General features: G+C 72.1%; 29 protein-coding genes and 1 pseudogene. 13 read left to right on the top strand and 17 right to left on the bottom strand.

All coding sequences use genetic code 11. From position 1 onward, the window contains the following. Positions 1 to 25 precede the first annotated feature (25 nt). Together AB0D67_RS18065 and AB0D67_RS18060 are read left to right on the top strand one after the other, a co-directional pair. Positions 26 to 784: a MerR family transcriptional regulator gene (locus AB0D67_RS18065; protein WP_362936235.1), complete on the top strand. Its 759-nt coding sequence runs from the start codon at positions 26 to 28 to the stop codon at positions 782 to 784. 91 nt (positions 785 to 875) lie between these two features. Next, positions 876 to 1,166 carry a YiaA/YiaB family inner membrane protein gene (locus AB0D67_RS18060; protein ID WP_362936232.1) on the top strand — a complete coding sequence of 97 codons (291 nt, stop codon included), beginning with the start codon at positions 876 to 878 and terminating at the stop codon, positions 1,164 to 1,166. A 102-nt stretch (positions 1,167 to 1,268) separates the two neighbouring features. Here the strand turns inward: AB0D67_RS18060 and AB0D67_RS18055 are convergent, their stop codons facing one another. Continuing rightward, entirely contained in the window at positions 1,269 to 1,919 is a 651-nt protein-coding gene (locus AB0D67_RS18055; RefSeq protein WP_362936229.1) for a response regulator transcription factor, read from the bottom strand. A 102-nt stretch (positions 1,920 to 2,021) separates the two neighbouring features. Then, positions 2,022 to 3,143, bottom strand: a complete 1,122-nt coding sequence (locus AB0D67_RS18050) for a DUF5931 domain-containing protein (RefSeq protein WP_362936226.1) — start codon at positions 3,141 to 3,143, stop codon at positions 2,022 to 2,024. Positions 3,144 to 3,694: 551 nt separating this feature from the next. On the opposite strand from AB0D67_RS18050, the gene helR reads away from it, so the two are divergent. After that, positions 3,695 to 5,842 carry an RNA polymerase recycling motor ATPase HelR gene (helR, locus tag AB0D67_RS18045; protein ID WP_362936223.1) on the top strand — a complete coding sequence of 716 codons (2,148 nt, stop codon included), beginning with the start codon at positions 3,695 to 3,697 and terminating at the stop codon, positions 5,840 to 5,842. 63 nt (positions 5,843 to 5,905) lie between these two features. On the opposite strand, the gene AB0D67_RS18040 is transcribed toward helR, so the two are convergent. Together AB0D67_RS18040 and AB0D67_RS18035 are read right to left on the bottom strand one after the other, a co-directional pair. Next, entirely contained in the window at positions 5,906 to 6,775 is an 870-nt protein-coding gene (locus tag AB0D67_RS18040; RefSeq protein ID WP_362936220.1) for a class I SAM-dependent methyltransferase, read from the bottom strand. A 128-nt stretch (positions 6,776 to 6,903) separates the two neighbouring features. Continuing rightward, the gene (locus AB0D67_RS18035) at positions 6,904 to 7,494 is read right to left on the bottom strand and encodes an XRE family transcriptional regulator (RefSeq protein ID WP_362936217.1); all 591 of its coding nucleotides are present in this window, start codon (positions 7,492 to 7,494) and stop codon (positions 6,904 to 6,906) included. 96 nt (positions 7,495 to 7,590) lie between these two features. On the opposite strand from AB0D67_RS18035, the gene AB0D67_RS18030 reads away from it, so the two are divergent. Continuing rightward, the gene (locus tag AB0D67_RS18030) at positions 7,591 to 8,604 is read left to right on the top strand and encodes an NAD(P)/FAD-dependent oxidoreductase (protein ID WP_362936214.1); all 1,014 of its coding nucleotides are present in this window, start codon (positions 7,591 to 7,593) and stop codon (positions 8,602 to 8,604) included. Positions 8,605 to 8,642: 38 nt separating this feature from the next. Then, positions 8,643 to 8,939, top strand: coding sequence for a hypothetical protein (locus AB0D67_RS18025; RefSeq protein WP_362936211.1), 297 nt, complete (start codon positions 8,643 to 8,645; stop codon positions 8,937 to 8,939). 72 nt (positions 8,940 to 9,011) lie between these two features. Here the strand turns inward: AB0D67_RS18025 and cutA are convergent, their stop codons facing one another. Continuing rightward, positions 9,012 to 9,347, bottom strand: a complete 336-nt coding sequence (gene cutA / locus AB0D67_RS18020) for a divalent-cation tolerance protein CutA (RefSeq protein WP_362936208.1) — start codon at positions 9,345 to 9,347, stop codon at positions 9,012 to 9,014. A gap of 173 nt (positions 9,348 to 9,520) precedes the next feature. Here cutA and AB0D67_RS18015 point away from each other — a divergent pair, with 173 nt between their 5' ends. The 3 genes from AB0D67_RS18015 to AB0D67_RS18005 all read left to right on the top strand — a co-directional run bounded on the left by AB0D67_RS18015 (position 9,521) and on the right by AB0D67_RS18005 (position 13,337). After that, positions 9,521 to 10,807, top strand: a complete 1,287-nt coding sequence (locus AB0D67_RS18015) for a hypothetical protein (protein WP_362936205.1) — start codon at positions 9,521 to 9,523, stop codon at positions 10,805 to 10,807. Positions 10,808 to 10,920: 113 nt separating this feature from the next. Next, positions 10,921 to 12,129, top strand: a complete 1,209-nt coding sequence (locus AB0D67_RS18010; RefSeq protein ID WP_362936202.1) for a MoxR family ATPase — start codon at positions 10,921 to 10,923, stop codon at positions 12,127 to 12,129. Then, positions 12,129 to 13,337: a VWA-like domain-containing protein gene (locus AB0D67_RS18005; RefSeq protein ID WP_362936199.1), complete on the top strand. Its 1,209-nt coding sequence runs from the start codon at positions 12,129 to 12,131 to the stop codon at positions 13,335 to 13,337. The genes AB0D67_RS18010 and AB0D67_RS18005 overlap by 1 nt, the downstream gene beginning before the upstream one ends. A gap of 94 nt (positions 13,338 to 13,431) precedes the next feature. Here the strand turns inward: AB0D67_RS18005 and AB0D67_RS18000 are convergent, their stop codons facing one another. The 4 genes from AB0D67_RS18000 to AB0D67_RS17985 all read right to left on the bottom strand — a co-directional run bounded on the left by AB0D67_RS18000 (position 13,432) and on the right by AB0D67_RS17985 (position 15,408). Further along, the gene (locus AB0D67_RS18000; protein ID WP_362936196.1) at positions 13,432 to 14,058 is read right to left on the bottom strand and encodes a dihydrofolate reductase family protein; all 627 of its coding nucleotides are present in this window, start codon (positions 14,056 to 14,058) and stop codon (positions 13,432 to 13,434) included. Next, positions 14,055 to 14,531, bottom strand: a complete 477-nt coding sequence (locus AB0D67_RS17995) for an SRPBCC domain-containing protein (RefSeq protein ID WP_362936193.1) — start codon at positions 14,529 to 14,531, stop codon at positions 14,055 to 14,057. Before AB0D67_RS17995 ends, AB0D67_RS18000 begins: the two co-directional genes overlap by 4 nt. Next, positions 14,528 to 14,866, bottom strand: a complete 339-nt coding sequence (locus AB0D67_RS17990; protein WP_362936190.1) for a metalloregulator ArsR/SmtB family transcription factor — start codon at positions 14,864 to 14,866, stop codon at positions 14,528 to 14,530. The genes AB0D67_RS17995 and AB0D67_RS17990 overlap by 4 nt, the downstream gene beginning before the upstream one ends. 77 nt (positions 14,867 to 14,943) lie before the next feature. Next, positions 14,944 to 15,408 (bottom strand): Lrp/AsnC family transcriptional regulator, encoded by a 465-nt coding sequence (locus tag AB0D67_RS17985; protein ID WP_362936187.1) that lies wholly within the window; start codon positions 15,406 to 15,408, stop codon positions 14,944 to 14,946. A gap of 111 nt (positions 15,409 to 15,519) precedes the next feature. On the opposite strand from AB0D67_RS17985, the gene AB0D67_RS17980 reads away from it, so the two are divergent. From AB0D67_RS17980 to AB0D67_RS17970, 3 genes are all read left to right on the top strand, one after another. Next, on the top strand, positions 15,520 to 16,719 hold the full coding sequence (locus AB0D67_RS17980) for a Glu/Leu/Phe/Val dehydrogenase dimerization domain-containing protein (RefSeq protein WP_362936184.1): 1,200 nt from the start codon (positions 15,520 to 15,522) through the stop codon (positions 16,717 to 16,719). Next, positions 16,716 to 17,417: a class I SAM-dependent methyltransferase gene (locus AB0D67_RS17975; RefSeq protein WP_362936181.1), complete on the top strand. Its 702-nt coding sequence runs from the start codon at positions 16,716 to 16,718 to the stop codon at positions 17,415 to 17,417. The genes AB0D67_RS17980 and AB0D67_RS17975 overlap by 4 nt, the downstream gene beginning before the upstream one ends. A 73-nt stretch (positions 17,418 to 17,490) precedes the next feature. Continuing rightward, the gene (locus tag AB0D67_RS17970; protein ID WP_362936178.1) at positions 17,491 to 18,000 is read left to right on the top strand and encodes a GNAT family N-acetyltransferase; all 510 of its coding nucleotides are present in this window, start codon (positions 17,491 to 17,493) and stop codon (positions 17,998 to 18,000) included. 144 nt (positions 18,001 to 18,144) lie between these two features. Here the strand turns inward: AB0D67_RS17970 and AB0D67_RS17965 are convergent, their stop codons facing one another. Then, a complete protein-coding gene (locus AB0D67_RS17965; protein ID WP_362936175.1) occupies positions 18,145 to 19,608 on the bottom strand; it encodes an RICIN domain-containing protein in 1,464 nt (487 codons plus the stop codon). 198 nt (positions 19,609 to 19,806) lie between these two features. On the opposite strand from AB0D67_RS17965, the gene AB0D67_RS17960 reads away from it, so the two are divergent. Continuing rightward, a complete protein-coding gene (locus AB0D67_RS17960; RefSeq protein ID WP_362936172.1) occupies positions 19,807 to 20,136 on the top strand; it encodes a hypothetical protein in 330 nt (109 codons plus the stop codon). On the opposite strand, the gene AB0D67_RS17955 is transcribed toward AB0D67_RS17960, so the two are convergent. After that, entirely contained in the window at positions 20,078 to 21,466 is a 1,389-nt protein-coding gene (locus AB0D67_RS17955) for an MFS transporter (protein ID WP_362936169.1), read from the bottom strand. The two genes, AB0D67_RS17960 and AB0D67_RS17955, sit on opposite strands and share 59 nt — an antisense overlap. 41 nt (positions 21,467 to 21,507) lie before the next feature. Beyond that, positions 21,508 to 21,966, bottom strand: a complete 459-nt coding sequence (locus AB0D67_RS17950) for a MarR family transcriptional regulator (RefSeq protein ID WP_362936166.1) — start codon at positions 21,964 to 21,966, stop codon at positions 21,508 to 21,510. A gap of 39 nt (positions 21,967 to 22,005) precedes the next feature. Here AB0D67_RS17950 and AB0D67_RS17945 point away from each other — a divergent pair, with 39 nt between their 5' ends. Continuing rightward, entirely contained in the window at positions 22,006 to 22,431 is a 426-nt protein-coding gene (locus tag AB0D67_RS17945; RefSeq protein WP_362936163.1) for an aldo/keto reductase, read from the top strand. A 69-nt stretch (positions 22,432 to 22,500) separates the two neighbouring features. Here AB0D67_RS17945 and AB0D67_RS17940 read toward each other — a convergent pair whose 3' ends face one another. The 5 genes and pseudogenes from AB0D67_RS17940 to AB0D67_RS17920 all read right to left on the bottom strand — a co-directional run bounded on the left by AB0D67_RS17940 (position 22,501) and on the right by AB0D67_RS17920 (position 25,859). Further along, complete coding sequence (locus AB0D67_RS17940; protein ID WP_362936160.1) at positions 22,501 to 23,547, bottom strand: ferritin-like protein; 1,047 nt, start codon at positions 23,545 to 23,547, stop codon at positions 22,501 to 22,503. A 133-nt stretch (positions 23,548 to 23,680) separates the two neighbouring features. Further along, a complete protein-coding gene (locus AB0D67_RS17935) occupies positions 23,681 to 24,091 on the bottom strand; it encodes a cupin domain-containing protein (RefSeq protein ID WP_225289041.1) in 411 nt (136 codons plus the stop codon). A 9-nt stretch (positions 24,092 to 24,100) separates the two neighbouring features. Then, positions 24,101 to 24,853 (bottom strand): SDR family oxidoreductase, encoded by a 753-nt coding sequence (locus tag AB0D67_RS17930; RefSeq protein ID WP_362936156.1) that lies wholly within the window; start codon positions 24,851 to 24,853, stop codon positions 24,101 to 24,103. A 115-nt stretch (positions 24,854 to 24,968) separates the two neighbouring features. Continuing rightward, a pseudogene (locus AB0D67_RS17925) lies at positions 24,969 to 25,103 on the bottom strand (helix-turn-helix transcriptional regulator); the annotation flags it as partial. Positions 25,104 to 25,169: 66 nt separating this feature from the next. Beyond that, complete coding sequence (locus AB0D67_RS17920; protein ID WP_362936152.1) at positions 25,170 to 25,859, bottom strand: hypothetical protein; 690 nt, start codon at positions 25,857 to 25,859, stop codon at positions 25,170 to 25,172. Between the last annotated feature and the right edge of the window lie 12 nt (positions 25,860 to 25,871).

The raw sequence follows: 25,871 nt of genomic DNA, 5'->3' as shown, positions 1-25,871 counted from the left end.
GGAGACGGTGGGTGACACTGGGACGATGGAGTGGACGATCCAGGAACTCGCGGCGAGGGCCGGCGTCACCAGCCGCACCCTGCGCCATTACGACCGCGTCGGGCTCTTGGCCCCGTCCCGGATCGGCGCGAACGGGTACCGCTACTACGACCCGGTCGCGGTCGCCCGGCTGCAGCGGATCCTGTTCATGCGCCGGCTCGGCATGGGTCTGCCGGCCATCGCCGAGGTCCTGGCGGACGAGGTGGACACGTGCGACGGGATCCGCGCGCACATCGCCGCGCTGGAGGAGGAGCGGGACCGCATCGAACGGCAGATCCGGTCCGCGCGTCACACCCTCGAAGCCCTGCGGGCGGGGGCGGAACCGCAGATGGACGTCATGTTGGCAGGGTTCAACGACCGCCACAAGGACGAGGTGATCTCGCGCTGGGGCGAGCGCGTGTTCCGGGTGAGCAACGACTGGTGGCATGGCAAGACCCTCGACCAGCAGCGGGCCTGGAAGCAGGCCGCCGAGGACCTCGTCGCCGCGTGGGTCGCCGCGGTGAGGGCCGGGGTCTCTCCGGCGTCGGAACACGCTCAGACGCTGGCCGCCCGGCATGTCCGGTGGCTGAGCCGGATCCCGGGCACCCCCACGGCGGAGGGCGACCGGGAGCGCTCGATCGAGATGGTGAACTGCCTGGGGGACATGTACGTCGACGACCCCCGCTTCACCGGCATGTACGGCGACGCCGCCGGGGCGAGGTTCGTCCGCGACGCGTTGCACGCGTACACGCGAACCCGGATGTAGCCCGTCCGGCGCGTCGCCTGGGTTCGCGTGCTCAGGCGGGTTGGGTAGGCGTACTCAGGCGCGCGCCCGGCCGGTGCCGGATCCTGGGGGCATGACCAAGCCAATCCAGCCCGTCATGACCTCCGCCTACTTCGCGCAGTGCGTCATCTCCTTCGGTGTGGCGCTCGGCAGCACGACGCTCGGCGTCTTCTACCTGCCGGTCAGCTCGTGGGTCCGCGCCTTCCTCGCGGTGTCCGTGCTGTACACGGTGACGTCGGCGTTCGTCCTGGCCAAGTGCGTGCGCGACCGGCAGGAGTTCGACAGCATGTCGAGCCGCGTCGACCAGGCCCGCCTCGACAAGCTGCTCTCCGAGCACGACCCCTACAAGGTCGACGCCCTGTGAGCCGCCCCGCCGGCTCCGGATCACCCCGGCGGCCCTGAGCCGTCCCGGCGTCCGCGCCGCGCCTCGCGCCGTTTCGCCTCGGCCCGGCCCGCCGGGCCCGCCCTACGCCTCGTCGAGTCCCCGTTCGATCGCGTAACGGACGAGATCGACCCGGTTGTGGAGCTGGAGCTTGTTGAGGGTGTTCTGCACGTGGTTCTGCACGGTGCGATGGCTGATCACCAGCCGTTCGGCGATCTGCCGGTAGGACAGACCCTTCGCGACGAGGCGCAGCACCTCGGTCTCCCGGTCGGTGAGGCGCGGCTCGTCGCCCGCGGGTCCGCGCGTCGCCAGGCGGCGGTACTCGCCGAGCACCAGGCCGGCCAGGCCGGGGGTGAAGACCGGTTCCCCCTCGGCCGTGCGCCGGACGGCGTCGAGGAACTCCTCGCGGCTCGCGGACTTGACCAGGTAGCCGGAGGCTCCGGCCTTGACCGCCTCCAGCACGTCCTCGTGCTCGCCGCTCGCCGACAGCACCAGCACGCGGGGCGGGTGGTCGGACGCGGCCAATCCTCTGGCCACCTCCACCCCGGGCAGGTCGGGAAGCCTCAGGTCGAGGACCACCACGTCGGGCCGTACGGCGGCGGCGACGCGGAGCGCCTGGCGGCCCTCCCCCGTGGTCGCCACCACCTCGTACCGGGCGTCCTCCAGGTCGCGGGCGACCGCGTCCCGCCACATCGGATGATCATCCACCACCATTACCCGCGGAGCGCCGACCATGCCGCAACTGTAGACCGGCCCGCGGCGCCGGTGCGCGCATCGCCCGGAGTACAAGGTCCGGGTACGGGGCCCGGCGCACGCGGGCGCCCGAGATGTGCGCGCCTACCCGGGGGCGGAGGCGGGGACGGCCATCTCGATCTCGGTTCCCTGGCCGGGCGCCGACGTGATGCCGACGGCGCCGCCGATGCCGGTGATCCGGCCCCGGATGGACTGTGCGACGCCGAGCCGGCCTTCCGCCTCCGCCTCGGAGAGCCGGCCCGGAGGGATGCCGGGGCCCTCGTCGCGCACCGTGACGGTCACCGAGACGCCGTCGTCCTCGGCGAGGACCCAGGCCCGCGCGTCGTCGCCGCAGTGCCTGCGGACGTTGTCGAGCGCCGCGCCCACGGCCGCAATGACCTCGCGGGCCTGACCGGCGGGGAGGAGCAGCGGGGTCGCGGGCGCCGACACGGTGACCGTCCTCGTGGTGTACCGGCGCAGACCGGCCCCCACGTCCACGAGGCCCGAGCCGTCCCGCCCGGCCGGGTCCGGGCCGCCGCGGACCATCTCGCGCAGCGCCGCCTCCTGCTCCCCCGCCAGCCGCCCCAGCTCGGCCGCCTCCCCGCCGATCTCCAGCCCGCGGCGCTGCACCAGCGCCAGCACCTGGAGGACGGAGTCGTGGATGCCGCGGGCGAGCCGTTCGCGTTCCCGGCCCGCGGCCTCCATCTCGGCGGCCCGTTGCAGCCGTTCCTCCGCCTGCCGGGTGAGCCGGGTCACGTGGCCGAGGACGGTCCCGGCGAGGACCAGCAGCACGGCTCCGTTGACGGGGACGGAGACGTCGGCCGCGCCCAGGCCGCGCAGCCACAGGTCGCCCAGCGCCAGCACGACCGCGGTGAGCGCGCCGGCCCGCCGCCCGCCGTAGACGGCCCAGGCGAGTACGGGTCCGGCGACCCAGGTCGCCGTGATCGGCAGCACGCCCGCCGGTCCGGCGCCCGTCCCCTGCACGTACGGCGAGGCCAGCATGCAGCCGAGGGTGACCACGACGTCCGCCACCAGCAGGGGGCGGCTCCTCCTGGTCGAGTACGCGACGGTGGTGACGGCGGTCCAGGCGGCCATCAGGCCGATGACGGACCAGCCCGCGACGGGATGCCGGTAGCCTCCGGCGCTCGCCAGCAGGAGCGCGGCGTAGCCCAGGGACGCGACGCGGTAGACCGCGATGGCGCGCCAGAACGATCCCTCGATCCCCATGCTTCCCCGTGAGAGGTGGACGGCGTTGTTCCCGGTGGTCCGCTCATGATGCCCCACCGCCGCGAGTGGGGGGTCGCCCGCCGGGATCGCCCGTCCGGGCCGGCGGCGTCGCCGTACACGGCCGGTTCACGGGTCATGAGGAGGTCGTCCGCCCATCGCGGAGGGCGAGGGGACGAGAGGGAGGGGGAACACGTGCTCCCCGCCACTCCTAACGTATAGCGCACCCGGGGGCTTGCCACAAGACCCCGGTCATGCCGCAGAATCGTCCGCCGAGGCCGGGCCCTGGTCGCCGACCGGGGGCCGGGAGCTGCGGAGACGGGGGACGCGGAATGCGGGTGTTGTCGTCGGCGTACGGGTCGCGCGAGGACGTCGAACCACTGGTGGGAGCCGGAGGCGTTCCTGGACGTCGCCGTGCCGCCGTAACCGGGCCGGCCGGGAGAGGCGGGCTTGTGTCCGCGTGAACCACGCCCGGACCACCGGGCCGGAATCCGGAGTCCGGACGCCCCGCCGTGCGTGACGGCCGCACACGACCACCAGATCGGAGCAGACGCATGAAACCGCTGGCCACCAGCGCGTTCGACCTTCCCGGCCACCTCGCCCCCAAGGCCGGCCCGGAGCTGATCGGCGCCGATGAGAAGCACTTCGCGGCCATCGCCGAGAGCCTGGAGCAGACGATCGCCGACCTGTCCGGCCGCCTCGACGCCGCGCGCAGGGCGCCCGGCGGCGAGGGCAGGGAGGCGCTGGAGCGGGACCTGGAGATCCACCGCCTGTCCGGCCGCCTGCGCCTGCTGCGCCGCTTCGGCCTGGACCTGTGCCTCGGGCGCATGGTCGGCGCGGACGACGCCGAGCCCGTGTACGTCGGGCGGCTCGGTCTCACCGACCGGGCGGGCCGCCGGCTGCTGCTCGACTGGCGCTCCCCCGCCGCCGAGCCGTTCTTCGGAGCCACCCACGCCAACCCGATGGGCCTGGCGAGCCGCCGCAGGTACCGCTGGACCCGCGGCCGGGTCAGCGACTACTGGGAGGAGGTGTTCACCCCGGACGGGCTCGAAGGGCACGCCGCGCTCGACGACCAGTCCGCCTTCATCGCCAGCCTGGGCACCGACCGGTCGGCGCGGATGCGGGACGTGCTCGGCACCATCCAGGCCGACCAGGACGCCATCATCCGCGCGGGATCGCGCGGCGCCCTCGTCGTCGACGGCGGTCCGGGCACGGGCAAGACCGTCGTCGCGCTGCACCGCTCCGCCTACCTCCTCTACTCCGATCCCCGCCTCGGTCACGACCGGGGCGGCGTGCTGTTCGTCGGCCCGCACCAGCCGTACCTGGCCTACGTCGCCGATGTGCTGCCCAGCCTCGGGGAGGAGGGCGTGCAGACGTGCACGCTGCGCGACCTCGTCGCCGAGGGGGCCACGGCGGTGGCCGAGGCCGACCCGGAGGCGGCCCGCCTGAAGTCGTCCGCGGACCTGGTGAGGGCGATCGAGCCGGCCGTACGGTTCTACGAGAATCCGCCAGCCAAGGGGATGACGGTCACGACCCCCTGGGCCGACATCCGGCTCAGGGCCGAGGACTGGGCCGAGGCGTTCGGCGCGCCGGATCCCGGCACCCCGCACAACGAGGCGCGCGACGTGATCTGGGAGGAGCTGCTCACGATCCTGGTGGACAGGCACGACGACGACGTCTCGGCCGACCTCGTCCGCCGGGCCCTGAACCAGGACAGGGAGCTGCTCACCGTCTTCAACCGCGCGTGGCCGCTGATCGACGCGGCCGACCTCGTCGGAGACCTGTGGACGGTGCCCGCCTACCTGCGGCTGTGCGCGCCCTGGCTCGGCCCCGAGGACATCCGCAGGCTCCAGCGTGAGGACGCCCAGGCGTGGACGGTGTCCGACCTGCCGCTTCTGGACGCGGCACGGCAGCGGCTCGGCGACCCGGAGACGTCACTGCGCAGGCGCCGGCGCGACGCCGCCGTCGCCGCCCAGCGCGAGCGCATGGACCGGGTCGTCGACGACCTGATCGAGTCCGACGACTCCGAGATGCTCACGATGTCGATGCTGCGCGGGCAGGACCTGCAGAACGCCCTGGTCGACGAGGCCGCGCTGCCCGGAGCCGATCCGGACCTGCTCGCCGGCCCGTTCGCGCACGTCGTCGTGGACGAGGCCCAGGAGCTCACCGACGCCGAGTGGCAGATGCTGCTGCTGCGCTGCCCGTCGCGGAGCTTCACCATCGTCGGCGACCGCGCCCAGGCCAGGCACGGGTTCACCGAGTCGTGGCGGGAACGCCTGGAGCGGGTCGGGCTCGACCGGATCAGCCTGGCCTCCCTGACCGTCAACTACCGGACGCCGGAGGAGATCATGGCGGAGGCCGAGCCGGTCATCCGGGCCGCGCTCCCGGACGCCAACGTGCCGACCTCCATCCGCAGCGGCGGCGTCCCCGTCGTCCACGGACCCGCCTCGGAACTGGACGCGGTCCTCGACGCCTGGCTCGCCGAGCACGCCGACGGCATCGCCTGCGTCATCGGCGACCCGGCGTTCCGGGCGACGTCCCGCGTGCGGTCGCTGACCCCGGAGCTGGCGAAGGGCCTGGAGTTCGACCTGGTCGTCCTCGTCGACCCGGAGAGGTTCGGCGAGGGCGTCGAGGGGGCGGTCGACCGCTACGTCGCGATGACCCGCGCGACCCAGCGCCTCGTCATCCTCACCAGCCCTTGACCTCGGCCCGGCCGGTCGCCGTCGCGCCATCGGAGGGACGATGGCGGGAGGAACCATCCGTGGTCAATTACGGCGGACGGCCCAGACGGTGCGCTCGGTGCGTACCGTCAGGTCGTCGCGGCGCAGGATGCTGTGCGGGCTGCCGGTGTCGAGGAGTCGGTCGAGCGCGGTGAGGTCCTCGGAGGAGAGTCTGTCCGCGATGACGCTGCGGATGCGCTGCAGGACACCGGTGGCGTAGCGGCCGATCGCTTCGCTGCGGGTGCCGTCGAGGTTCACGACGATGGTGCGTTCGCCCTCGATGGCGAATCCGGCGGCGGTCAGCATCGGACCCCAGTCGGCACCGCGGTGGGGCATGTGTTCGGCTTGGAGGCGGTCGGCTGCGGCGTGGACGCGCTCTTCCAGGCCGGGCCGTTCTGCGGGGGCGTCCGCGGGCAGGAAGCGGGGGTGGCCGGCCAGTTCGACGACGGCGAACAGGCCGCCGGGCGCGAGCGTGTCGTGGACGGCGCGCAGTGCGCGGTCAGGGTGGGCCATGTGGTGCATCGAGGCCGATGCCCAGACCAGGTCCGGTGAGCCGAGGTCGGGCCAGGCGGCTTCGTCGAGGTCGGCTTGCACGGTGCGTACGCGCTCCTGGACGCCGAGGGTGCACGCCTTGGTGCGCAGGCGCTGAAGGTGTTCGGCGGAGGTGTCGACGGCGGTGACGTGCGCGTCGGGGAAGCGGTCGAGGAGGGCGAAGGTGCCCGCGCCCGTGCCGCAGCCCAGGTCCACGATGTGGTGTGGGTCGCTCTGCAGCGGCAGCCATGCGGTGATGGAGGCGGTGTGCTCGGCGAGTACTTCGGCGTCCAGGTCGAGGATCTCCGCCTGGCCCTCTGTTTGCTCGTGGTGGTGGCCGTGGGACGCGCCGTGGCGGGGGGTGTGCGTGTGTGCGTGGTTCATGCTCTTCACACTAAGACGAATATGCGTCTGCGGCACGGCGCGTCCCCATTTACGCAAGATAGTGGTCGGGGGTGCTGCCCGACGCGCAAGAGGTCACCGCCGTGGGGGCCGTCGTGCGGCCCGCACGATCATTCGGGAGCGCCCTGGACGTCGTCGCCGCTGTCGCTCTGGTGGCCGCGGCGGGCGTCGCGGTCGAAGATGCCCAGGATCTCGCAGGGCCCGCCCTCGGCGCCGATCGCGTGCGGCATCATCGTGGGGAATTCGGCGGCCTGGTTGGTCTCCAGGCGGAAGCGGCGGTGGCCGAGCATGAGGATCGCGGTGCCGGACAGTACGACGAGCCATTCGCGCCCCGGGTGCGCACGCATGCGCGCCTGGTTCTCGGGGGGAGGTTCGGTCATGCGCTGGCGCACCACGCTCACCCCGGGGTCGGCCTTGACGGTCCAGCGCATCCGGCCGTGCGCGCTGTCGATCGTCGGGCTGGTGACGATGTCGTCGGCGGCGGTCTCCACGAGCTGATCCAGCGTGGTGTCCAGGGCGCGGGCGAGGGTGACCAGCTGATCCAGTGCGAGGCGGCGCTGGCCGTTCTCGATGCGGCTCAGTGAGGACTGGCTGAGGTGGGAGCGGGAGGCCAACTCCTCCAGAGACCAGCCCTGCGCCACCCGCAAGGCGCGAATGCGTTTGCGTACGAGGCCGTCCAGATCCCCATCTTCTTGCGTCATGGGCAACATTGTATGCCTTGGCAGCATACCGGGCTTAGCGTCGCGTGTAGATGGTCCGCAACGTCTGGACCGGTGCACGAGGAAAGGCAGAAAGCCATGGCTGTGACGACTTCTCCGTACGCGAGTGACGCACTCCCCGATGGGACCGTCGACGTGGTGGTGATCGGTGGGGGCGCCGCGGGGCTGAACGGTGCGCTGATGCTCGCCCGCTCCCGCCGCTCGGTCGTCGTGATCGACAGCGGTTCCCCGCGCAACGCGCCGGCCAAGGCCATGCACGGTTTCATCGTTCTGGACGGCACCCCGCCCTCTGAGATCCTTCGGCGGGGCCGGGAGCAGGTGCGCCGGTACGGAGGGCGCGTCGTCCTCGGTGAGGTGGCCTCGGCCGAGCCCGCCGCCCCGTCGACGGACGGAGATCTGCGGTTCACCGTCACCCTGGCCGACGGTCACATCGTGGCCGCGCGCCGGGTCCTGGTGGCCACCGGCCTCAAGGACGTACTGCCCGAGGTCCCCGGCCTCGCCGAGCACTGGGGCCACGGTGTGGTGCACTGCCCGTACTGCCACGGCTGGGAGGTCCGCGACGAGCCCATCGGCATCCTGGCAACCGGCCCGGCCTCCATCGGCCACGCACTCCTGTTCCGGCAGCTGACCGAGGACCTGACCTATTTCACCCAGGGCGGTGACCTGGATGAGGCCACCCGCGCCCGCTTCGCCGCCCGCGACATCCGCATCGTCGACACCCCGGTCCAGGAGGTCATCGACAACGAGGACGGCACCCTCGCCGGCGTGCGCCTGACCGACGGCCAGGTCGTGGCCCGCCGCGTCCTCGCAGTCGCCACCCGGGTGGAAGCCCGCGTCGAAGGACTGGACGGTCTGAAGCTGCCGGTGGAGGACCTGCCCGACAACATGGGCCGCCGCTTCGCCTCCGGTACGGCCGGCACCACCGAGGTGCCGGGCGTGTGGGTGGCCGGCAACGCCACCGACCTCGCCGCCCAGGTCGGCGCTTCCGCAGCGGCCGGTGCCCTGGCCGGCGCCCACATCAACCGCCTGCTGGCCACGACGGACACCGACGCGGCCCTCGCCGCAGCCCAGGGCGAAACTCCCGCCCTCTGATACACGGCGCGGCGCCGGGCGGACTGGCCGGCGTCGGCATGGCGCTCATGGCCCTGTTCGTCTCCGTCAGCGGCGGCCACCTCTCCGTCCTGCCCGGTCTGCTCGCCATGGGCGTCGGCATGGGCCTGTCGACGACCCCGTCCACGGAGGCCATCACGGCCTCCCTGCCACGCGAGAAGCAGGGCGCCGCTTCCGCCCTCAACTACGTCACCCGCGAATTCGGCACCGCACTCGGCGTCGCCCTACTCGTCTGCATCGCCTTCCGCGGCCCTAAGGACACCCCCTACGCGGTCGCGGACGAGACAGACCCCGCTGAGGCCGTCTCCGCCGGCTGACCGCACGAGAGCCGGGCCACAGCCGGAGGCAAAGGACAGAACCACCCCGGCCACCGTCGACAACGCTCGTGGTCAATACACCTGGGGTCGATCCGCCGTCTCTCTCGCGATCCAGTTCAGGTAGTCCGGCAGCCCGCCTTCGATGGGGACGGCGACGATCTCCGGTGTCTCGTAGGAGTGCGCGCCCTTGACGAGGGAGACGAGCTCGTCCAGACGGTCACCGCCGGTCTTCAGAAGGATCAGGAACTCCTCGCTCAGCTCCACTCTCCCCTCCCACCGGTAGAGGGAGGTGATCGGCCCGATGATCTGCGCGCACGCCGCGACGCGGTCGTTCACCGCGGCGGCGCAGATCCTCTCCGCCTCCTCGCGCGTGCCGGCCGTCACATGCACCTCGAAGGCAGACGTCATACGGCCAGCCTACGCGCGACGTCCTTCCCGGGACGTCCTTCCCGGAAGGCGGGCACAGGGCGTCCGCGCGCCCCGCAGGCGCTCTTCTCGCGCGGGCCGGAAGACGCTACGCTGATCACGATGACCACCTCATACATCAGATTGGGGGCCCCGTTCGCGCAAGGTGAGTGCTGATGCCGCACTCGACCTCGAACGAGGATCCCCGCCTTCCCCTCTGGCTGCGCGTGCGCGAGTTCGCCGTGCCGCCCCCCATGATCGAGTCGGCGACCGCCCGCCGCAGCGTCGGCGACTGGGCGGCGGCGTGCGCCGCGGCGCACGTGGACGTCGATCTCGACCTGCGCCGTACGGCGCGCCTCCACGGCCGGGAACCGGCCGCCCGTCTCCGGACCGACCTCCGCCACCTGGCACCCGACCTGCTGCGCTGGCACATGCCGAGGATCGCCCCCGACGGCCTGTTGCGTCCGGGCCTGACCGTCTCGCTGGCCCGGTACCACAACGGGGACGACACGCTTCACCTCGTGGCCAGGACCCCGCCGGCCTGGGCGGACGCCGGACAGCGGATCAGCCTGGCGCTCTGGGACGGTTCCCGGCCCGGACCTCATCCGCATCCCCACCCCCGTCCGAATCGACGCTTCCGTCTCGACCTGCATCGCCACCTGTGGGACGCGCGCCGGGCCGGTGAGCTGCGCATCCGTTCCGAGACGGCGCCGCACTCGCGGGGCTGGGCCGTCGACCGGTGGCCGGACGAGGCCCGGCTGCTGCTCCGCGCCAAAGGGTGGGACGGGGGTACGGTCGCCGTCCGGGTCGGCGGGCGGCGTCAGGTGCTCCTCGACGTGGACGCGTCCCGGGACGGCGGCGAAGGACCAGCGCCGCCGATCCTGCCCGACGCGGCGACCTGGGTGCTGCCCGACCTGGCGTTGCTGCGTGCCGGGCTGATCGGGGCCGGCGGGCTGCACCCGCTCGTCGCGGCGGCGCTCGTACCCGGCCGTTCACCGGACGCCGCGCCGCCCGGTCACCGCGACCGGAACGGGCCGCGGACGGTCGAGTGCCGTGGCGCCCGGCACCGGATCGCGCTCGTGGACGGCGTCCTGGTCGCCCTGGACCACGACGCGGCCGAGATCCGGCGCGAGAGGCTGCTGGCCGAGCTGACCGGCACCCCGCTGCCCTGTCTGCGGCTGATCGAGGAGGCCCACCGCTCCCCGGAGTGCCTCCTCGACGTCCGCGCGCGGCTGGAGCACGGCGACGCCGCCGGAGCTCAGGCCACCGTCGACGGTCTCCTCGGACCCGGTGCGCGGCTGCCCGAGGGCGCGCTGCGCGACGTGCTGGAGGAGGCGGCGCGGCGGCGGATCGACCACGGGCTGTTCCGCGCCGGGCTCGAACCGGGGCCGGGACCGGCCGGGCGACCGGACCGCCACTCCCACAAGGGCCGTGCGCGCCCGCGCCACGCCACGTTCCGCTGACACCTTCCCGGACCTCCTTTCCGGGACCTCCTTTCCGGGACCTCGTTTCTCAGCCTCCGTTTCTCAGACCCCGTTTCCAGATCTCGTTTCTCAGACCTCAAAGGTGATTCATCATGCTTTCTTCTGTTCACGCCTCGCGCCTCGACGTCGCCGGCGACCTGCTGTCCCTGCTCCACGACACCACCACGGAGCCGCGTGCCGACACGCAGCTGGACGCCCTGACCCTGGCGGTGGCGGCCGACCTGCCCGTCCTGCTGTGGGGGGAACCGGGGATCGGCAAGACCGCGGCGCTGCAGCAACTCGCCGAGACGCTCGGCCTGCCGCTCACCACGGTGATCGCCAGCGTGCACGAGCCGTCCGACTTCTCCGGCCTGCCGGTGGTCGGTGACGACCCCGCCGTGCAGGGCGTCCCGATGGCGCCGCCGGACTGGGCCGTGCGTCTGGCTCACGCCGGCCGGGGCCTGCTCTTCCTGGACGAGCTGTCCACGGCGCCGCCCGCCGTACAGGCCGCCCTGCTCCGCCTGGTCCTGGAACGGCGGGTCGGGGCCCTGCGGCTCCCGGCGGGTGTCCGGATCGTGGCGGCCGCCAACCCGCGTTCCTCCGCCGCCGACGGCTGGGAGCTGAGCCCGCCGCTCGCCAACCGGTTCGTCCACCTGCAGTGGCGTCACGACCACGACGTCGTCGTACGCGGCCTCGGCGGGACCTGGCCGCGCGCGAGCCTGCCGTGGCTCGACCCGGAGCGGCTGCCCGGGGCGGTGGCGTTCGCCCGGCGCGCGGTGTGCGGGCTCCTCACCGCGCGTCCCGACCTCGTGCACCGGCTGCCGGGCAACGAGGCGCACCGGGGCGGCCCGTGGCCCTCGCCTCGCAGCTGGGAGATGGCGTTGTTCCTGACCGCCTTCGCCACCGCGGCCGACGCGTCCAAGGACGTGCTGTCCATGCTGGTCAGGGGCACGGTGGGAGACGGGCCCGGACTGGAGCTGCTCGCCGCCATGGATCGGATGGACCTTCCCGACCCCGAGACGCTGCTGGCCGACCCGGCGGCGGCCGAGCTGCCCCGGCGGGGCGACCTGCGCCAGGCCGTACTCGACGGTGTGGTAGCGGCCGTGCGGAAGCGGCCGGACAAGGAGCGGTGGGACGCCGCGTGGGCGCTGCTGGTGCGGGCGGTGGAGACCGGCGCCCCGGACCTGGTGGTCGTGCCCGCATCCACGCTCGCCGCGCTGCGCCGCGCGGACTGGGAGGTCCCGGCCGCGATCGAGAGGCTCGCCGGGGTGGTCTCCCTGGGCAGGAAGGCGGACGAGGTCGCGGCGCGGGTGGCGGGCTGATGGACCTCGAGAAGCTCTTCACCGCCCGGTTGTACGCCGCGAGGGCCCGGCCCTATCTGGCGACGGCGCTGTTCGCGCTGCGTCCGGTGGAGTCGCGGTCGGTGCCCACGATGGCCGTGGACCGGCACTGGCGGTGTTACGTCTCCCCGGCGTTCGTCGCGCGGACCCCCGTCGAGGAGCTCGCGAGCGTGTGGGTGCACGAGGTCTCCCACCTGCTGCGCGACCACCACGGCCGCAGCGACCGGGTCGCCCGGCGACGGGAGCTGACGGGGCGGGGAGAGCGGCTGCGGATGAACATCGCCGCCGACATGGAGATCAACGACGACGTGTACGGCGACGGCCTGGCCTGGCCCGAGGACGCCGTCCGGCCGAAGACGCTGGGGCTGCCCGAAGGCGAGCTCATGGAGGACTACCTGCGCATGTTCCGGCTCGGGCCGTACACGCAGGGTCTGGTCTGGCTGGACTGCGGCAGCGGCGCCGACGGACTCGACCGGGAGTGGGACCTCGGGCCGGAGGGCGCGGACGGGCTCCGCGACCACGAGCGGGAGGCGGTCCGGTTCCGGGTGGCGCAGGGCATCAACGCCCGTCCGGGGAACGCGCCGAAGGGGTGGCGGCGGTGGGCGGAGGAGGCGTTCCACCCGCCGCAGCCGTGGCGGGAACTGCTCGGCACGGCCATCCGCTCGGCGGTGTCGGGACCCGGCGTGGGTGAGGACCACACCTACGGCAGGCCGTCGCGGCGCTCGGCCGGCCTGCCCGGCGTCGTCCTGCCGAGCCTGCGGCGCAGGCCGCCGCGGGTCGGCGTGGTCATCGACACCTCCGGGTCGGTCAGCGACGCCGAACTGGGGAGCGCGTTGCTGGAGGTCTCCGCGATCGTCCGCGCCGTGGGCGGCCGGCGCGACCTGGTCGGCGTGCTGTCCTGCGACGCGGCGGCCCGGGTCGTGCGGCCGCTGTGCCGGGCGGAGGGGATGACGCTGGTGGGCGGCGGCGGCACGGACCTGCGTGCGGGCATCGCCAGGGCGCTGCGGACGAGCCCGCGGCCGGACGTCGTCGTGGTCCTGACCGACGGACAGACCCCGTGGCCGCGGGAACGGCCCGCGTGCCGCATGGTGGTGGGGCTGTTCTCCCGGGTCGGGCCGTCGGACGAGAGCGATCCCGTCCACGTGCCGGACAGGCCGCCCTCGTGGGCGCGGGTGGTCGACATCGGCTAGGCGGAGGGCCTTCCTCCTCATCCGCCGCGGCGCCGGCGACCGGAGCCTGTCATGTCGGCCGGCGCCTCCGGGCCACCCGGGCCCCGGCGTTCCGTCAGACGAAGGCGGCGACCCCCTCGTACTCGCCCCGTGGCGCTTCTCCCGTGGTCGCGTATTCGAGGAACAGCAGACCGGCGGGCGTGGCGTCGTGGCGGACCAGGCGGAGACCGGACGCGGCGCCCGGCCCGGCCGAGAAGCGCCGTCCGGTCCAGAGCACCGTGGGCGCGACCACGAGGCGGAGCGTGTCGATCAGGCCCGCCGACAGCAGCGCGTCGCCCAGGCGGGCACTGCCGTGGATCTGGAGCTCTCGCCCCGGACGCGCCTTCAACTCGGCGACGGCCCGGACCGGGTCGCCCCTGAGCACGGTCGCGGGGTGCCAGGTGCACTCGGTGAGGGTGTTCGACACGACGTACTTGGGCAGCGTGTTCATCCGCCCGGTGAAGGGGTCGGCCGGGTCTGTGATCTCCGGCCAGTCGCGGGCGAACGCCTCGTAGGTGCGCCGGCCGAGCAGCAGGCCGTCGGCGAGGTCGAGCCAGTCGGAGGTGCGCCGGACGAACGCCGCGTCGATGTGGGGCACGAGCCAGCCGCCGCGGGCGAACCCGTCGGTGGTGTCCTCGTCCGGCGAGCCCGGCCCCTGGCTGACGCCGTCGAGTGTGACGAACCGGGTGATGGTGATCTTCATCGCGCGGCCGTCCCTTCGGTGAAGGCGGCCAGTTGGCCGGCGACCGTACCCCAGCCCTCGGCGAAGCCGGCCTTCTCGTGATGGGCGCGGGTCTCCGGATCGCCGTGCCGGACGATCGCCCGGTAGTCCGTGCCGTCCGGGTGGTCGGCCAGCGTGATCGTGGCGGTCATCGTGATCGGGCCGGCGTTCGCGGGACGCCAGCTGCTGTCGATGGCGGTGGTGAACACGAGCCGCTCGAGTTCGTCGACGGCGAGGAAACACGCGTCCAGATGCGGGACGAACTCCGACCCGTCGTCGCTCATCCGCGTCACGAACGCGCCTCCGGGCCACAGGTCCAGGCGGTCCACGCGGCAGCGGGACGGAGCCGGCACCCACCACCGCTCAAGCCGGGACGGGTCGGTCCAGGCGGCCCATACGGTGGCGCGTGGGGCGCGGATGACCCGCTCCAGGGCGAGGTCGAGGTCGGGGTTCACTGGGTGTTCTCCTCGGGATCGGTGACGAACTGTTCGAGGCGGTCGGTGCGCAGCTCCCAGATCCGGCGCTGCTCCGCGAGCCAGTCGTCCAGGAGGGCGAGCCGTTCCCGGTTGAGCATGCAGGTGCGCACCCGGCCCGACTTGACCGTGCGGATGAGCCCGTTCGACTCGAGGGTCCGCACGTGCTTCATGAACGAGGGAAGGGTCATGGGGAACTCGCGGGCGAGGTCGCCGACGCTCGTGGGCCCGCGGCCGAGGCGCCGGACGACGGCGCGCCGGGTCGGGTCGGCGAGGGCGATGAACACGCCGTCCAGCTGCGCCGAATACTGTGCCATGCGGCTAAGCATTGCAGGGCGCCATGGTTAGCGCAAGGGCTAAGTATCGACCGGGCCGTCAGCCGGAGGAGCCGTCCCTAGCCGGACACGGGAAGCCGTGAGGGGGCGCTGTTGCTCACCTGCCGGAAGATGACCGAGGTGCGGAAGCCGATGATCTCGCCGCGCTTGCTGAGCCGGTCCATGAGGAAGGCGTGCAGGTGGTCGAGGTCCTGTACGGCGACGTGCAGCAGGAAGTCGTCGCCTCCGGAGAGCACGAAGGTGTGGAGGACTTCCGGCAGGCCGCTGGCGAAATCCTTGAAGGCGTCGATGACGGCACGGCTGAGGGGGCGCACCTGAACCGAGACGAGCGCCTGAACGCCGCGGTTGAGGGCGACGAGATCGATGTCGGCGTGGTAGCCGCGGATGACGCCCTGGCGGTGGAGCGCCCGGACCCGCTCCAGGCAGGTCGAGGGGGCGATGCCCAACTGCCGGGCGAGTTCGCGGTTGGACTGCCGCGCATCTGTCTGGAGAAGCCGTACGATCTCCGAATCAAGTTCATCCATGGTCGGCCACCGTAGTTTATTTCAGCCAAACGTTCGATCAATCTCCCGGAACGGGAGTCATTCGTCCAGCATGGTGCCATCCAACACGGCGAACGAAGGACTGATGAACCCATGTTCGATCATGAGCAGGTCGCGATCCGCACCGGCCGGCGCTCCCGGCTGCCGGTGATCGTGGCCGTCCACTCGACGACGCTCGGCCCGGCGGCCGGCGGCCTCCGCCTCTGGCACTACCCCGACTGGCGGGACGGCCTGACCGACGCCCTTCGCCTGTCGGCGGCGATGACATCGAAGTTCGCCGTGGCCGGGCTGCCCTGCGGCGGCGGAAAGACCGTCGTGGCCCTGCCGGAGAGACGGGAACTCGGGGACGGCGAGCGCCGCGACGTGCTGCGCGACGTGGCGGACGTCATCGACTCGCTGGGCGGCGTGTACGCCACCGGCCCGGACGTCGGGACCGGCCCCGACGACATGGCGGTGATCGGGCAGACCACCCCGCACGTGTTCTGCCGTCCGGCTCACCTGGGCGGCAGCGGCGATTCGTCACCGCACACCGCGCTGGGGGCGCTCGCCGCGCTACGGGCCGTCAGCCGACGGCTGTACGGCTCCCCGGAACTGAACGGCCGCAGCGTCGCCGTCGTCGGCCTGGGCCGTGTCGGCGCCGGCCTCGCGCGTCTGCTGGCCGCCGAGGGAGCGGTCCTGACGGTGACCGACATCGACCCGGACAAGCGGAGACTCGGTGACGAACTCGGGGCCGCCTGGCGGGCTCCCGACGACATCCTCTCCGCGGACGTGGACATACTGGTCCCCGCGGCCCTCGGTTCCGTCCTGACCGGGCGGACCGCGACCGAACTCCGCTGCCGTGCCGTGGTGGGACCGGCGAACAACCAGCTCGCCACGCCGGATGTCGCCGAACTGCTGCACCGGCGGGGCATCATCTGGGTGCCGGACTTCGTCGCCGGCGCGGGCGGGGTCATCAACGCCGTCAGCACCGAACTCCACCAGGTCGGCGCGGAGGAGGCCCGCGCGCGGGTCGACGCCATCGAGGACACCGTCGGCGACCTGCTGGACACCGCCGAGCGCCATGGCCGCACCCCGGCGCAGGCGGCGCGGGACCTGGCCCGGAGCCGGCTGAGTGCCGGTGCCGGCGGCACCGGCTCTGACAGTGCGGGTTCCGGCGGCGTCGGCTCCGGCGATGTGGGTTCCGGCAGTGTGGGTTCCGACGGCGTCGGCTCCGGAGATGTCGGCTCACCCGCCGCCGGGTCCGCTCCGATCGGGGCCGAGGCGCCCGTACGGCCCGGCCGGAGCCGGGCATGACGGCACCGCGCCCCCGTGCGGCGGCGTCCGCCGTGACACGCCGCAGCTACGACACGGTGGCCGAACGGTACGCCGCCGAGATCGGCGACGAGCTCGAGGGCAAGCCCCTCGACCGCGCCCTGCTGGACGCCTTCGCCGAACTGACCTCGGACGGGCCGGTCGTGGATGTCGGCTGCGGTCCGGGCCAGGCGACGGCCCACCTGGCCCGCCGTGGAGCCCGTACCTTCGGAGCCGACCTGTCGCCCGCCATGTGCGCCGTCGCGCACCGCGCCACCGCCCTGCCGTTCGCCGCGGCGGACATGACCGCGCTGCCGATCCGCTCGCGGTCGGTGAGCGGCATCCTGTGCTGGTACGCCGTGATCCACCTGAGCCCGTCCGAACGGGCCGCCGCCTACACGGAGTTCGCCCGGGTGCTGCGCCCCGCGGGCCATGCGCTCCTCGCCTTCCACACCGGCGACGACGACACCCGTCCCGGACAGGCCAGCCACCTCACCGAATGGTGGGACCACCCCGTCGATCTCACCTTCCGGTTCCTCGACCCGGTCGCCGAGACGGCGGCCCTCGCCCAGGCGGGCCTCACCCTCACCGCACGGCTCGACCGGGCGCCACACCCCGGACACGAGCACCCCAGCCACCGGACCTATCTCCTGGTACGGCGGCTCCCGTCCGAACGCGACGCCGGCAGTAGGATCCTTTGATCCCCGTATCCCCCGCGTCGGCGGGCATGCGACCGGCCCGCCGGTTGGACCGCTCAGAAGGAGTCGTGAGAGCTTGGACCGTCGAATTCCCGGGCCGACGCGGCGTCTGGCCTTCCGGGAGATGACCGCCGCCGATCTGGACGACATGGCCGCGCTCCTGGGCGACGACGAGGTCATGCGCCACTATCCGCAGCCGATGAGCCGGGACGAGGCCCTGCGCTGGATCGAGTGGAACCAGCGCGGTTACCGGGAACACGGTCACGGCCTCTGGCTGGTCACGCTCCGAAGCAACGGCGAGTTCGCCGGGAACTGCGGCCTGACCCTGCAGAACGTCGAAGGTACGGTCCACACCGAGATCGGGTACCTCCTGCGGGCGGAACTCCACGGCAACGGCTACGCGACCGAGGCGGCGACGGCATGCCGCGACCACGCCCGGGACGTCCTCGGGCTCGACCGGCTCATCGCGATCATCAACCCGGACAACGTTCCTTCGCAGCGCGTCGCCGAGAAGATCGGGCTGGCCCTTGAACGTGAGGCGACGTACCAGGGCCGGACGACGCGGATCTACGCGTCCGAGCTGTGACGTGACGATCGCCTGAACGTCGTGCCCGCGGGCGCCGGCACCCCAGCGTTCTCCGCCCGGGGTGCCGGCGTCCGCCGAAGACATGACGGCCGTCACGGAAGAGCCGACCCGGCGAGGACTCTCCTCACCCGATCGAGACGACCGTCAGACGGCCGTGCGCGACCACTGCTGGTTGGTGCCGCCGTTGCACGGATACTGCTTGAGGATCACACCGTCCGCGGTCGACGCGGACGGTACGTCCACGCATTTGCCGCTGTGTCGTGCCTGGAGCTGGAAGTAGCCGCCGCCTGCGACCATCTGGAACTGCTGGTTGGCGCCGGTGCCACAGGTGTACTGGATGAGCTCGGCGCCGTCGGCGGTCGAAGCGCCCACCACATCGAGACACTTCCCGCTGTGGCGGCTGACGATGCGCCAGTAGCCGCTGCCGGCGTCCTGGAACCGCCACTGCTGCCATGGGTTGCCGCCGTAGGTGTACTGGTCGACGCGCGCACCGTTGTCGGTGCTCGCCTGCTGGACGTCCATGGCCTTGCCGCTGTGGCGCGCGTCGATCCGGTAGAACGTCTCCGGCTGCGGCGAAGGGGTGGAGTCGCGGACGGTGTCGCCCCAGCCGTAACGGACCCGGTCGGCGCCGGACTGGTTGCGGATGGCCAGGGTGAGGTTGGTGCCGCTGCCGCCCAGAGCGTACATCGAGTAGTGGTCGTAGCCGAGACCTGCGGTTACCTTGCCGCCGAGGGCGGGCCAGTAGGTGCCGCCCATCTGGTTGTCCCGCATGACCTGGGCCACGGCGCGGAGGTAGCGCACGAAGTTGTCGGTGCTGTTCGCGTCGCCGTAGTTGAGGCCGGTGGCCATCGGCGCGCCGAACTCGGTCGCGACCGCGCGGGAGGCGCAGTCGCCCAGACGCGTCTGAATGTGGCTCCGGAAGGCGTCGTAGGTCATCGCGCCGTAGAAGAAGGCGTAGTAGTGGAAGGACAGCAGCGTCGAGTTGAAGCGGCTGTCGTTGCAGATGTCCCGCAGGTCCTGGCTGAAGCCGGTGCCGCCGATGAGCACCCGGCCGGGCACCGCCGAGGGGTGGGAGCCGAGCCAGTTCGCCGCTACGTTGCGCCATTCCGCCGAGGTGTAGCCGTGCGGCTCGTTCATCGGCTCGAAGTAGACGTTGCCGTTCGAGCCGTAGGTGTTGATCACGCTGGACCACATCGCGTTCCACGCGGCGAGGTTCGTGATCCTGCCGCCGGAGGCCGCGCCGTCCTCCCAGTAGGCCAGGATGACCTTGAATCCACGGTCGGCGGCGGCGTCGATGGCGCCGCGGTAGGAGTTCCACCAGGTCGTGTCGGCCACGGTGTGGGTGTTGATGGGCAACCGGACGGTGTTGACCCCCATGACGTATTCCATGTTGTCGTAGAGGGCGTTGGCCTTGGCCCGTACCGTCGCGTTGCTGTCGGACTTGCTCAGGCCCTGCACGACGAGCGCGCCGGTGCTGAAGTTGTCACCCAGCACGGCCCAGTTCATGCCTCGGAACTGGTTGGTGGCGGCCTTGGCCGACGACGCGGGGACGAGGGCCGCCACTGCGGTGAGCGCGGTCACCACGAGGGCGACCAGCAACCGGCGCAACGACCGGTTGCTCCGCGATGACCCTGATGAGTGACCATCGGACGCGATGCTCAGTGTCATGGAACGTCCCATCACTAGACCTGAACCGCCGGGCCGGACTTTCGCCTGCGCCTTATTGTTAGCGCTAACAAACGAACGCGGCGGAGGGCCTCACGCTAAGAAGGAGGCGGGAGCGCGTCAACGGAAAAGGGAGACGACGTGCTCGAACCGCTGGTCCGCGACGGACGCCGCTGTAAGTTTCAGGCAGACTCCCCGGTCGTTCTGACGCCCGGTCCTGCCGATGCGACTCCACCGCGCCTGGACCGCGCCCTGGTCAAGGTCGCCGGACGCGGCGGGGAGGCCGTGCTGATCGACGGCACTCTCATCCCCACCCGCCACCGCAGCGGCAAGGACGACCGCAAGAACCATTCGGGGAAGCACAAGCGCCACGGCCTGCACTTCCTCGCGCTCACCGACGAGTGCATCTGGCTTACGGGTTGGTCTCGGACGAGCGCCGGCGGGCGAGAGCGAGGCTTGTCAGCGTCGTGATCGCCATGGCGCCGATGCCGACCAGCGCCGCGGTGGTGTAGGCGCCGTCGTCGGGGAAGAGGTGGCCGGGGCCGGTGCCCGCGGCGAGGATCAGGCCGCCGACGGCGCTGCCCAGGGAGTACCCGACGCTGCGGACGACGTAGTTGAAGCTCATGGCGCTCGACGTCTCGCTCTTGGGGGTGACGGCCAGGATGACGCCGGGCATCGCGGCCGAGAAGCCGCCGACCCCGAAGCCGAGCACGCCCATCGCCGCGAACAGTTCGGCCAGGTCCGACCGGGCCGCCGCGAACAGGGCGAACCCGCCGCCGACCACGACTGCGCTGCCGGCCAGGAGCAGGGGGTCGGCGATCCGCGTCCGGACTCGCGGCGTGAGCTTGCCGGCGACGAACCCCAGCACCGAGAACGGGATGAGGACCAGCCCGGCGACGAAGGTCGTCAGCCCGAAGCCGTAGCCGGCGCCGTGCGGCGTCTGCGCGTACCGGGTGATGAGCGTGAGCAGGAGGTACATGCCGATCCCGCCGACGAACATGGCGAGGTTCGCCCCGGCGACCGCCGGGTGCCGCACCGCCCGCACATCGACCAGGGGCGTCGTGCTGCGCAGCTCGATGACGGCCCAGACGCAGAGCAGCACCACCGCGACGACGGCGAGGCCCGTCGCCACGGCGAGGTGCCGGCTCCACAGATTCCGTTCGCCGGCGAGGAACAGCACCAGGAGCAGCGCAGCGGCCAGGACGACCGCGCCTGCCACGTCCACGCGGGCGGAGCGGCCTTCGGGGGCTTCGGGCATGGAGCGCCACGCGGTCAGGAGGGCGGCGGCGGTGACGACCAGGCCGAGGCCGTAGGCGGCCCGTACCCCGCCGAGCTCGGCGAGCAGTGCGGCCAGCGGGTAGCCGACGCCGGCCCCGATGATCGATACCACCGAGATCAGGGCGATCACGGCCGCGCTGCGCTCCTCGGGGAGGTGGTCCCGGGCCACGCCCATCATCAGCGCCGTCAGACCGAGCCCGACGCCCTGGGCCGCCCTGCCGGCCAGCAGCCACGCGAACGGCAGCGGCAGCACGGTGAGCGCACTGCCGGCGACGACGACCGCCAGCGTGGCGAGGATCGCGGCCCGCCGGTGCGGGCCGGCTCCGAGCCGGCCCAGGACCGGCGTGGCGACGGCGCCGCTGAGCAGCGCGACGGTCAGCGTCCACTGCGCGCTGCCGAGCGAGACGTGGAACGAGGTCGCCACGCTGGTGATGAGCGGCGTCCCGAGGCTGGCGACCGCCGCCACGACCAGAGCGATGAACATCAGGGCGGGGACCAGCAGCCGCGTCTCGGAACGCGCCACCGGGAACACCTTCGCCGCGGCCCCGCCGACCGGCTGCCCGGTCACTGCTTCGGCCCTTCGCGGTCCTGGCTTTCGAGCTCCGCCAGATGCTTCAGCGCCGGAAGGGCCGCCACCAGCGCCTCGACCTCGTCGCCGGTGAGCTCGCCGATCAACCGCTCGAACGCGTGGACGCCCGCCTGGCGCCGCGTCCGGACGTAGGAGGCGCCGGCCTCGGTCAGGCACACCAGCGTGACCCGCTTGTCGGACGCGTCGCCCCGCCGCTCGACCAGGCCGGACTCCTCCATCACCCGGATCAGGGCGGTCATCGCGGGCTGGGTGACGCCCTCGACCGCGGCCAGATCGGTGATGCGCCGCGGGCCGGTCCGGTCCAGGGTGGCCAGGGTGGCGGCGGACGTCAGGCTCATGTCCCGGGGAAGGCGTCTCGCGGCCCTGGTGGCCAGGCCGTAGAGGGCCGCCCCGATGGCGGCGGACGCGCCAGGAGCGGTGTCTTGACGACTCATGCTCGAAGCATAACAGTTTTATATTCATAGTTTATGTAAATGCTTTGGCGGGTTCCGCCCTTCTGCGACACCCTCAGAGCACCGGCCCCAGGCCCGGACTGGTCCGACCCGAACCTGGCGCAGCCGACGAACCCACGATCGGTCGCGGCCGCCGAGCCGGACGACACCGCCGACGTCTACTCGCGGGGCAGCAGCGAGGAGGTCACCGGCCGCCCGTTGTCGAAGATCTTCACCGACCGGGACGACTACGTGCTGGCCACCAAGGTCTTCTTCCCCGTCGGCCCGGGTTCGAAGAAGGGCGGCGCCGGCAAGGCCCGCTATCTGGGCGCCTCCAGCATGAGCGCCTGGCAGTTCGCCAAGGCCCAGCACATCGCCGAGACCAACGACTGGACGAAGTTCGCAGCGATGCAGAATCACTACGACAAGCGGTTCGCTTCACGCGGGAAGTTCACCCTGGCCGCCTGACCCCGCTCCCCCACCGGTTCGAGATGACCCGCGCCGGTTCCCACGCGGCGGGCTCGAGGGTGTGCCCGTTCATGCCGCGCCTTCTTTCGCTACGGAGCAGTTACGTGCTTCGCGAGGCACGTAGGCGAAGGTGGGACCGGCGCCACCGGGCAACGCCATCAGGGCCTGCGCCTGGGCCCTGAGCGTGAACATGGTGCGGGTGGCGTCCGTGAGCCGCTTCGGGTCGCCGTTGAATGCCTGTTCCAGCAGGTTCAGCAGGGTGCTGTAGGTGGTGTCGAACAGATCCTGCGCCGCCCGTACGGCACTGCCCGGCTCGGCGGGCCGCGGGTTGGGTGTCATCGGTAGCACGCCGTCCGGGTCGACGCCGACCTTCTCCCCGGTCGGGCCGGTCTTCGGGGTGTCGCCCCGCTGGTAACGGCGGCCGAGCTTGAGCTCCTGAAAGCGATAGTAGTGGGCGACCTCTTTCCGCTCGGGGTGGAGGACGTCCCGGTCACCGTCCCAGACCTCGCCGCGGGCATTGCCTTCCCCCTGCTCGACGATCTCCTTCAGCGCGCCGAGCGCGGACTCCAGATCCTCGACGGCGAACAGCGATCCGCCGGTGTGGCGGAAGTGGGCGCCGCTCACCTGCCGGGCCGGGTCGCCGCAGAACACCTCCTTCTCACCGAGCGTTTCGCACAGGTAGCGCAATCCCTGCTCGATCGCGGCGTAGAACTGCCCGATCGTCTCGTAGTCGTCGTCCTCCGGCGGCGCGCCGGGCGGTGCAGGCTGTTCCAGGCGCAAGAACATCTCCAGCGCCTCCACGCCGAACGGCACCAGCGACACCTCCAGATCACCGTGAGGCAGCTTGCGCGGGTGCGGCGGCAACATCTCCGCCATGTCCAGACGCGGCGTGCCGCCGACGGCGTTGAGCAGGTTCGCCGCCAGCGCCAGATGCAGCATCTCCTCCACGAAGACGCCGCTCACCACCTCCACAGCCACCGGATTACGCTCCGGATCCAACGAGTACAGCGCCGTCAGGTACGGCGGCAGCGTCGCGTGCTCCAGCTCGATCGCCCACTGCAGGTGCTCACGCAGGCTGCCGAGCGTGCCGATCCGAACCGGTCGTTCGTGGTTCATTCGTGTCATACCTCGGGTTGTCGGCATGGCGGATCGGGCCGCCGACCGGTGGGCCGGCGGCCTGGTTCGATCCTGGGATCAGGCAGAGACGACGGCAGCCGGTGCCGTCACACTGCGGATACTTCGCCGGGGTTCAGGACGGGCGTGGCGCGCGGCGGTCCTTGCGCTGGGCCAGCTCGGCCTCTTCCACCAGCGTGAACATCGGCTTGCCCGGCTCGCACAGCATGGTGACCGTGAACCGTACCGGGACATCGTCGCGATTGTTGCCGTCCTGGTAGTGGATGACGTCACCACCCGGCTCCCAGAACGCCTCGCCGGCGCGGATCACCCGCTCCGGCTCTCCCTCCAGCTCCATCAGCATCTCGCCCTCGAGAACGACGCCGAAGGCGGGACCCGGGTGGCGGTGCGGCGGCGCGCCAGGGTCTCCGGGCGGGTACTCGATGACCACGGTCATCGCGTGCGCGCCCTCAGGGATGAACGGAGGCTGCGCCTCCTGCAGCACGGTCAACGCCGTCTGCCACGCGGTCGATCGCGGCTTGTCCATCGCCCCGCCCTACTTCGCGTTGGACTGGTCGAGCCAGTCTTTGTAAGTGATGGTGCCGAGTTGCGCACCGTCAGCGGGCACCAGCGACCGCTCACCGAGCACGCTGCCGAAGTAGCGCGCCTGCGGGTCGACGACGACCTCGCGGGTGTCGCCCCAGGCGGCCAGCGCCTTGCGGAAGAACTCGTCCATCTTGTACTGGGTCGGTCCGGCGATCTCGATCCGGCCGTTCAGCGGCGTCCCCACCGCGGTCCTGCCGACGGCCTGGGCCACGTCGTCGCCCGCGATCGGCTGGAACAGCACCGGCGCGATGTGCACCTTGCCGTCGACCGTGCCCTCGTCGGCGATGCCGCGAGCGAACTCGAAGAACTGGGTGGAGTGCACCAGCGAGAACGGGATGGCCGACTTCTCGATCAGCTTCTCCTGGGCGATCTTCGCCGCGAAGTAGCCGTTCTCCGGCATCCGCTCGGTCCCCACGATCGACACCGCCACGTGATGGCCCACCCCCGCGGCCGCCTCGGCCGCCAGCAGGTTGCCGGTGGAGGTCTGGAAGAACTTCATGACGGCCTCGCGCTCGAACGAGGGCGAGTTCGACACGTCGATCACGACCTCGGCGCCCTTCAACACCTCGGCCAGGCCCTCCCCGGTCAGCGTGTTGACGCCGGTGTTCGGCGACGCGGCCACGGCCTCGTGGCCATGCCCGCCCAGCTTCTTCACCAGCTTCGACCCGATGAGCCCGGTCCCGCCGATCACCACGATTTTCATTGCTGGCACCCTTCTGGCTCTCTGGGCGCTGTGGTGCGCCCCTGTCGTCAGCTAAGACAAGGCAGCCCTCTCGGTTGTGACAGGTGGCCTCGTGTTCGAGGAGGAGCCTGGTGAGCTCGACGCGCGAGCCGATCCCGAGCTTGGTGAAGGCGTGCCAGAGGTGCGTGCTGACCGTGTGCGGTGACAGGTGAAGCCGATCAGCGACCTGCTCGGTGGTGGCGCCGCCGGCGACGAGCCTGATGATCTGCATCTCCAAAAACGGCGGGCCGCGTGGCCACTGGGCCGCCCGTGGGAGGAGCTGCCGCCGGTATGCCCTTCAGTGCCAACGCTGGAGTTTGTCGGGGTTCAGGATGATCCATACCGCCGTGACCTCGGCTCCGGCCACGCTCACGCTGACCACCGCCACGGCCTTGCCCGCCCGTCGCAGCACGAGCCCCGTCCTGCCGTTCACCGACCCGATGGCCGGCTCGGTTCCTGGCTGGTCGATCAGCAGCGCCGTGACGACCCGCGCGACCGCGTCCGCACCGTAAGTCGGCCGTACGGCGACGCGCACCTTGCCGCCGCCATCGCTGACGACGATCGCGTCGGCCGCCAGGACCTCCCGCAGCGCCTCGGCGTCGCCCGCCTGGCAGGCCGCGGCGAACCCGCGGGCCACCCGCTCGTGCCTGGCGAGCGTCTCCGGGCCGTACTCGGCCTGGCGCGAGGCCGGGTACGGCACGGGCTGGGCCCGGGTCACCCGTCCGCCGGGCACGTGGCCGGGGTCGGGGCCGGGGTCGGGGTCGGCGAGGAGCTCCAGGCAGATGCTTCCCGCTGTCCGCGTCAGCCAGGCGCGCGGCACCGCGATGGCGGCGCGCTCCTCCTGGTCGAGGGCGTACCAGCGGCGATAGGTCTCCTGGACGACGTGGTCGGCCGTGGTGTCCGAGCCGAACATGCACAGAGCGATCTCGAGCAGGTGCTGCCGTTCGTCGAGCATCTCCGCCAGCGACTCGGCGCCCGCCTCGGTCATGGTCTGCCGCCT

The sequence above is a fragment of the Streptosporangium sp. NPDC048047 genome (assembly GCF_040653115.1).
Lineage (GTDB): Bacteria > Actinomycetota > Actinomycetes > Streptosporangiales > Streptosporangiaceae > Streptosporangium.
This window is presented reverse-complemented; position numbering and strand designations above follow the sequence as displayed.

Excerpts from the sequence above, each read along its gene's own strand:
- AB0D67_RS18065 (WP_362936235.1), top strand. The coding sequence starts at position 26 with ATGGAGTGGACGATCCAGGAACTCGCGGCGAGGGCCGGCGTCACCAGC.
- AB0D67_RS18060 (WP_362936232.1), top strand. The coding sequence starts at position 876 with ATGACCAAGCCAATCCAGCCCGTCATGACCTCCGCCTACTTCGCGCAG.
- AB0D67_RS18055 (WP_362936229.1), bottom strand. The coding sequence starts at position 1,919 with ATGGTCGGCGCTCCGCGGGTAATGGTGGTGGATGATCATCCGATGTGG.
- AB0D67_RS18050 (WP_362936226.1), bottom strand. The coding sequence starts at position 3,143 with ATGGGGATCGAGGGATCGTTCTGGCGCGCCATCGCGGTCTACCGCGTC.
- helR (WP_362936223.1), top strand. The coding sequence starts at position 3,695 with ATGAAACCGCTGGCCACCAGCGCGTTCGACCTTCCCGGCCACCTCGCC.
- AB0D67_RS18040 (WP_362936220.1), bottom strand. The coding sequence starts at position 6,775 with ATGAACCACGCACACACGCACACCCCCCGCCACGGCGCGTCCCACGGC.
- AB0D67_RS18035 (WP_362936217.1), bottom strand. The coding sequence starts at position 7,494 with ATGACGCAAGAAGATGGGGATCTGGACGGCCTCGTACGCAAACGCATT.
- AB0D67_RS18030 (WP_362936214.1), top strand. The coding sequence starts at position 7,591 with ATGGCTGTGACGACTTCTCCGTACGCGAGTGACGCACTCCCCGATGGG.
- AB0D67_RS18025 (WP_362936211.1), top strand. The coding sequence starts at position 8,643 with ATGGCGCTCATGGCCCTGTTCGTCTCCGTCAGCGGCGGCCACCTCTCC.
- cutA (WP_362936208.1), bottom strand. The coding sequence starts at position 9,347 with ATGACGTCTGCCTTCGAGGTGCATGTGACGGCCGGCACGCGCGAGGAG.
- AB0D67_RS18015 (WP_362936205.1), top strand. The coding sequence starts at position 9,521 with ATGCCGCACTCGACCTCGAACGAGGATCCCCGCCTTCCCCTCTGGCTG.
- AB0D67_RS18010 (WP_362936202.1), top strand. The coding sequence starts at position 10,921 with ATGCTTTCTTCTGTTCACGCCTCGCGCCTCGACGTCGCCGGCGACCTG.
- AB0D67_RS18005 (WP_362936199.1), top strand. The coding sequence starts at position 12,129 with ATGGACCTCGAGAAGCTCTTCACCGCCCGGTTGTACGCCGCGAGGGCC.
- AB0D67_RS18000 (WP_362936196.1), bottom strand. The coding sequence starts at position 14,058 with ATGAAGATCACCATCACCCGGTTCGTCACACTCGACGGCGTCAGCCAG.
- AB0D67_RS17990 (WP_362936190.1), bottom strand. The coding sequence starts at position 14,866 with ATGGCACAGTATTCGGCGCAGCTGGACGGCGTGTTCATCGCCCTCGCC.
- AB0D67_RS17985 (WP_362936187.1), bottom strand. The coding sequence starts at position 15,408 with ATGGATGAACTTGATTCGGAGATCGTACGGCTTCTCCAGACAGATGCG.
- AB0D67_RS17980 (WP_362936184.1), top strand. The coding sequence starts at position 15,520 with ATGTTCGATCATGAGCAGGTCGCGATCCGCACCGGCCGGCGCTCCCGG.
- AB0D67_RS17975 (WP_362936181.1), top strand. The coding sequence starts at position 16,716 with ATGACGGCACCGCGCCCCCGTGCGGCGGCGTCCGCCGTGACACGCCGC.
- AB0D67_RS17950 (WP_362936166.1), bottom strand. The coding sequence starts at position 21,966 with ATGAGTCGTCAAGACACCGCTCCTGGCGCGTCCGCCGCCATCGGGGCG.
- AB0D67_RS17945 (WP_362936163.1), top strand. The coding sequence starts at position 22,006 with ATGCTTTGGCGGGTTCCGCCCTTCTGCGACACCCTCAGAGCACCGGCC.
- AB0D67_RS17940 (WP_362936160.1), bottom strand. The coding sequence starts at position 23,547 with ATGAACCACGAACGACCGGTTCGGATCGGCACGCTCGGCAGCCTGCGT.
- AB0D67_RS17935 (WP_225289041.1), bottom strand. The coding sequence starts at position 24,091 with ATGGACAAGCCGCGATCGACCGCGTGGCAGACGGCGTTGACCGTGCTG.
- AB0D67_RS17930 (WP_362936156.1), bottom strand. The coding sequence starts at position 24,853 with ATGAAAATCGTGGTGATCGGCGGGACCGGGCTCATCGGGTCGAAGCTG.
- AB0D67_RS17920 (WP_362936152.1), bottom strand. The coding sequence starts at position 25,859 with ATGACCGAGGCGGGCGCCGAGTCGCTGGCGGAGATGCTCGACGAACGG.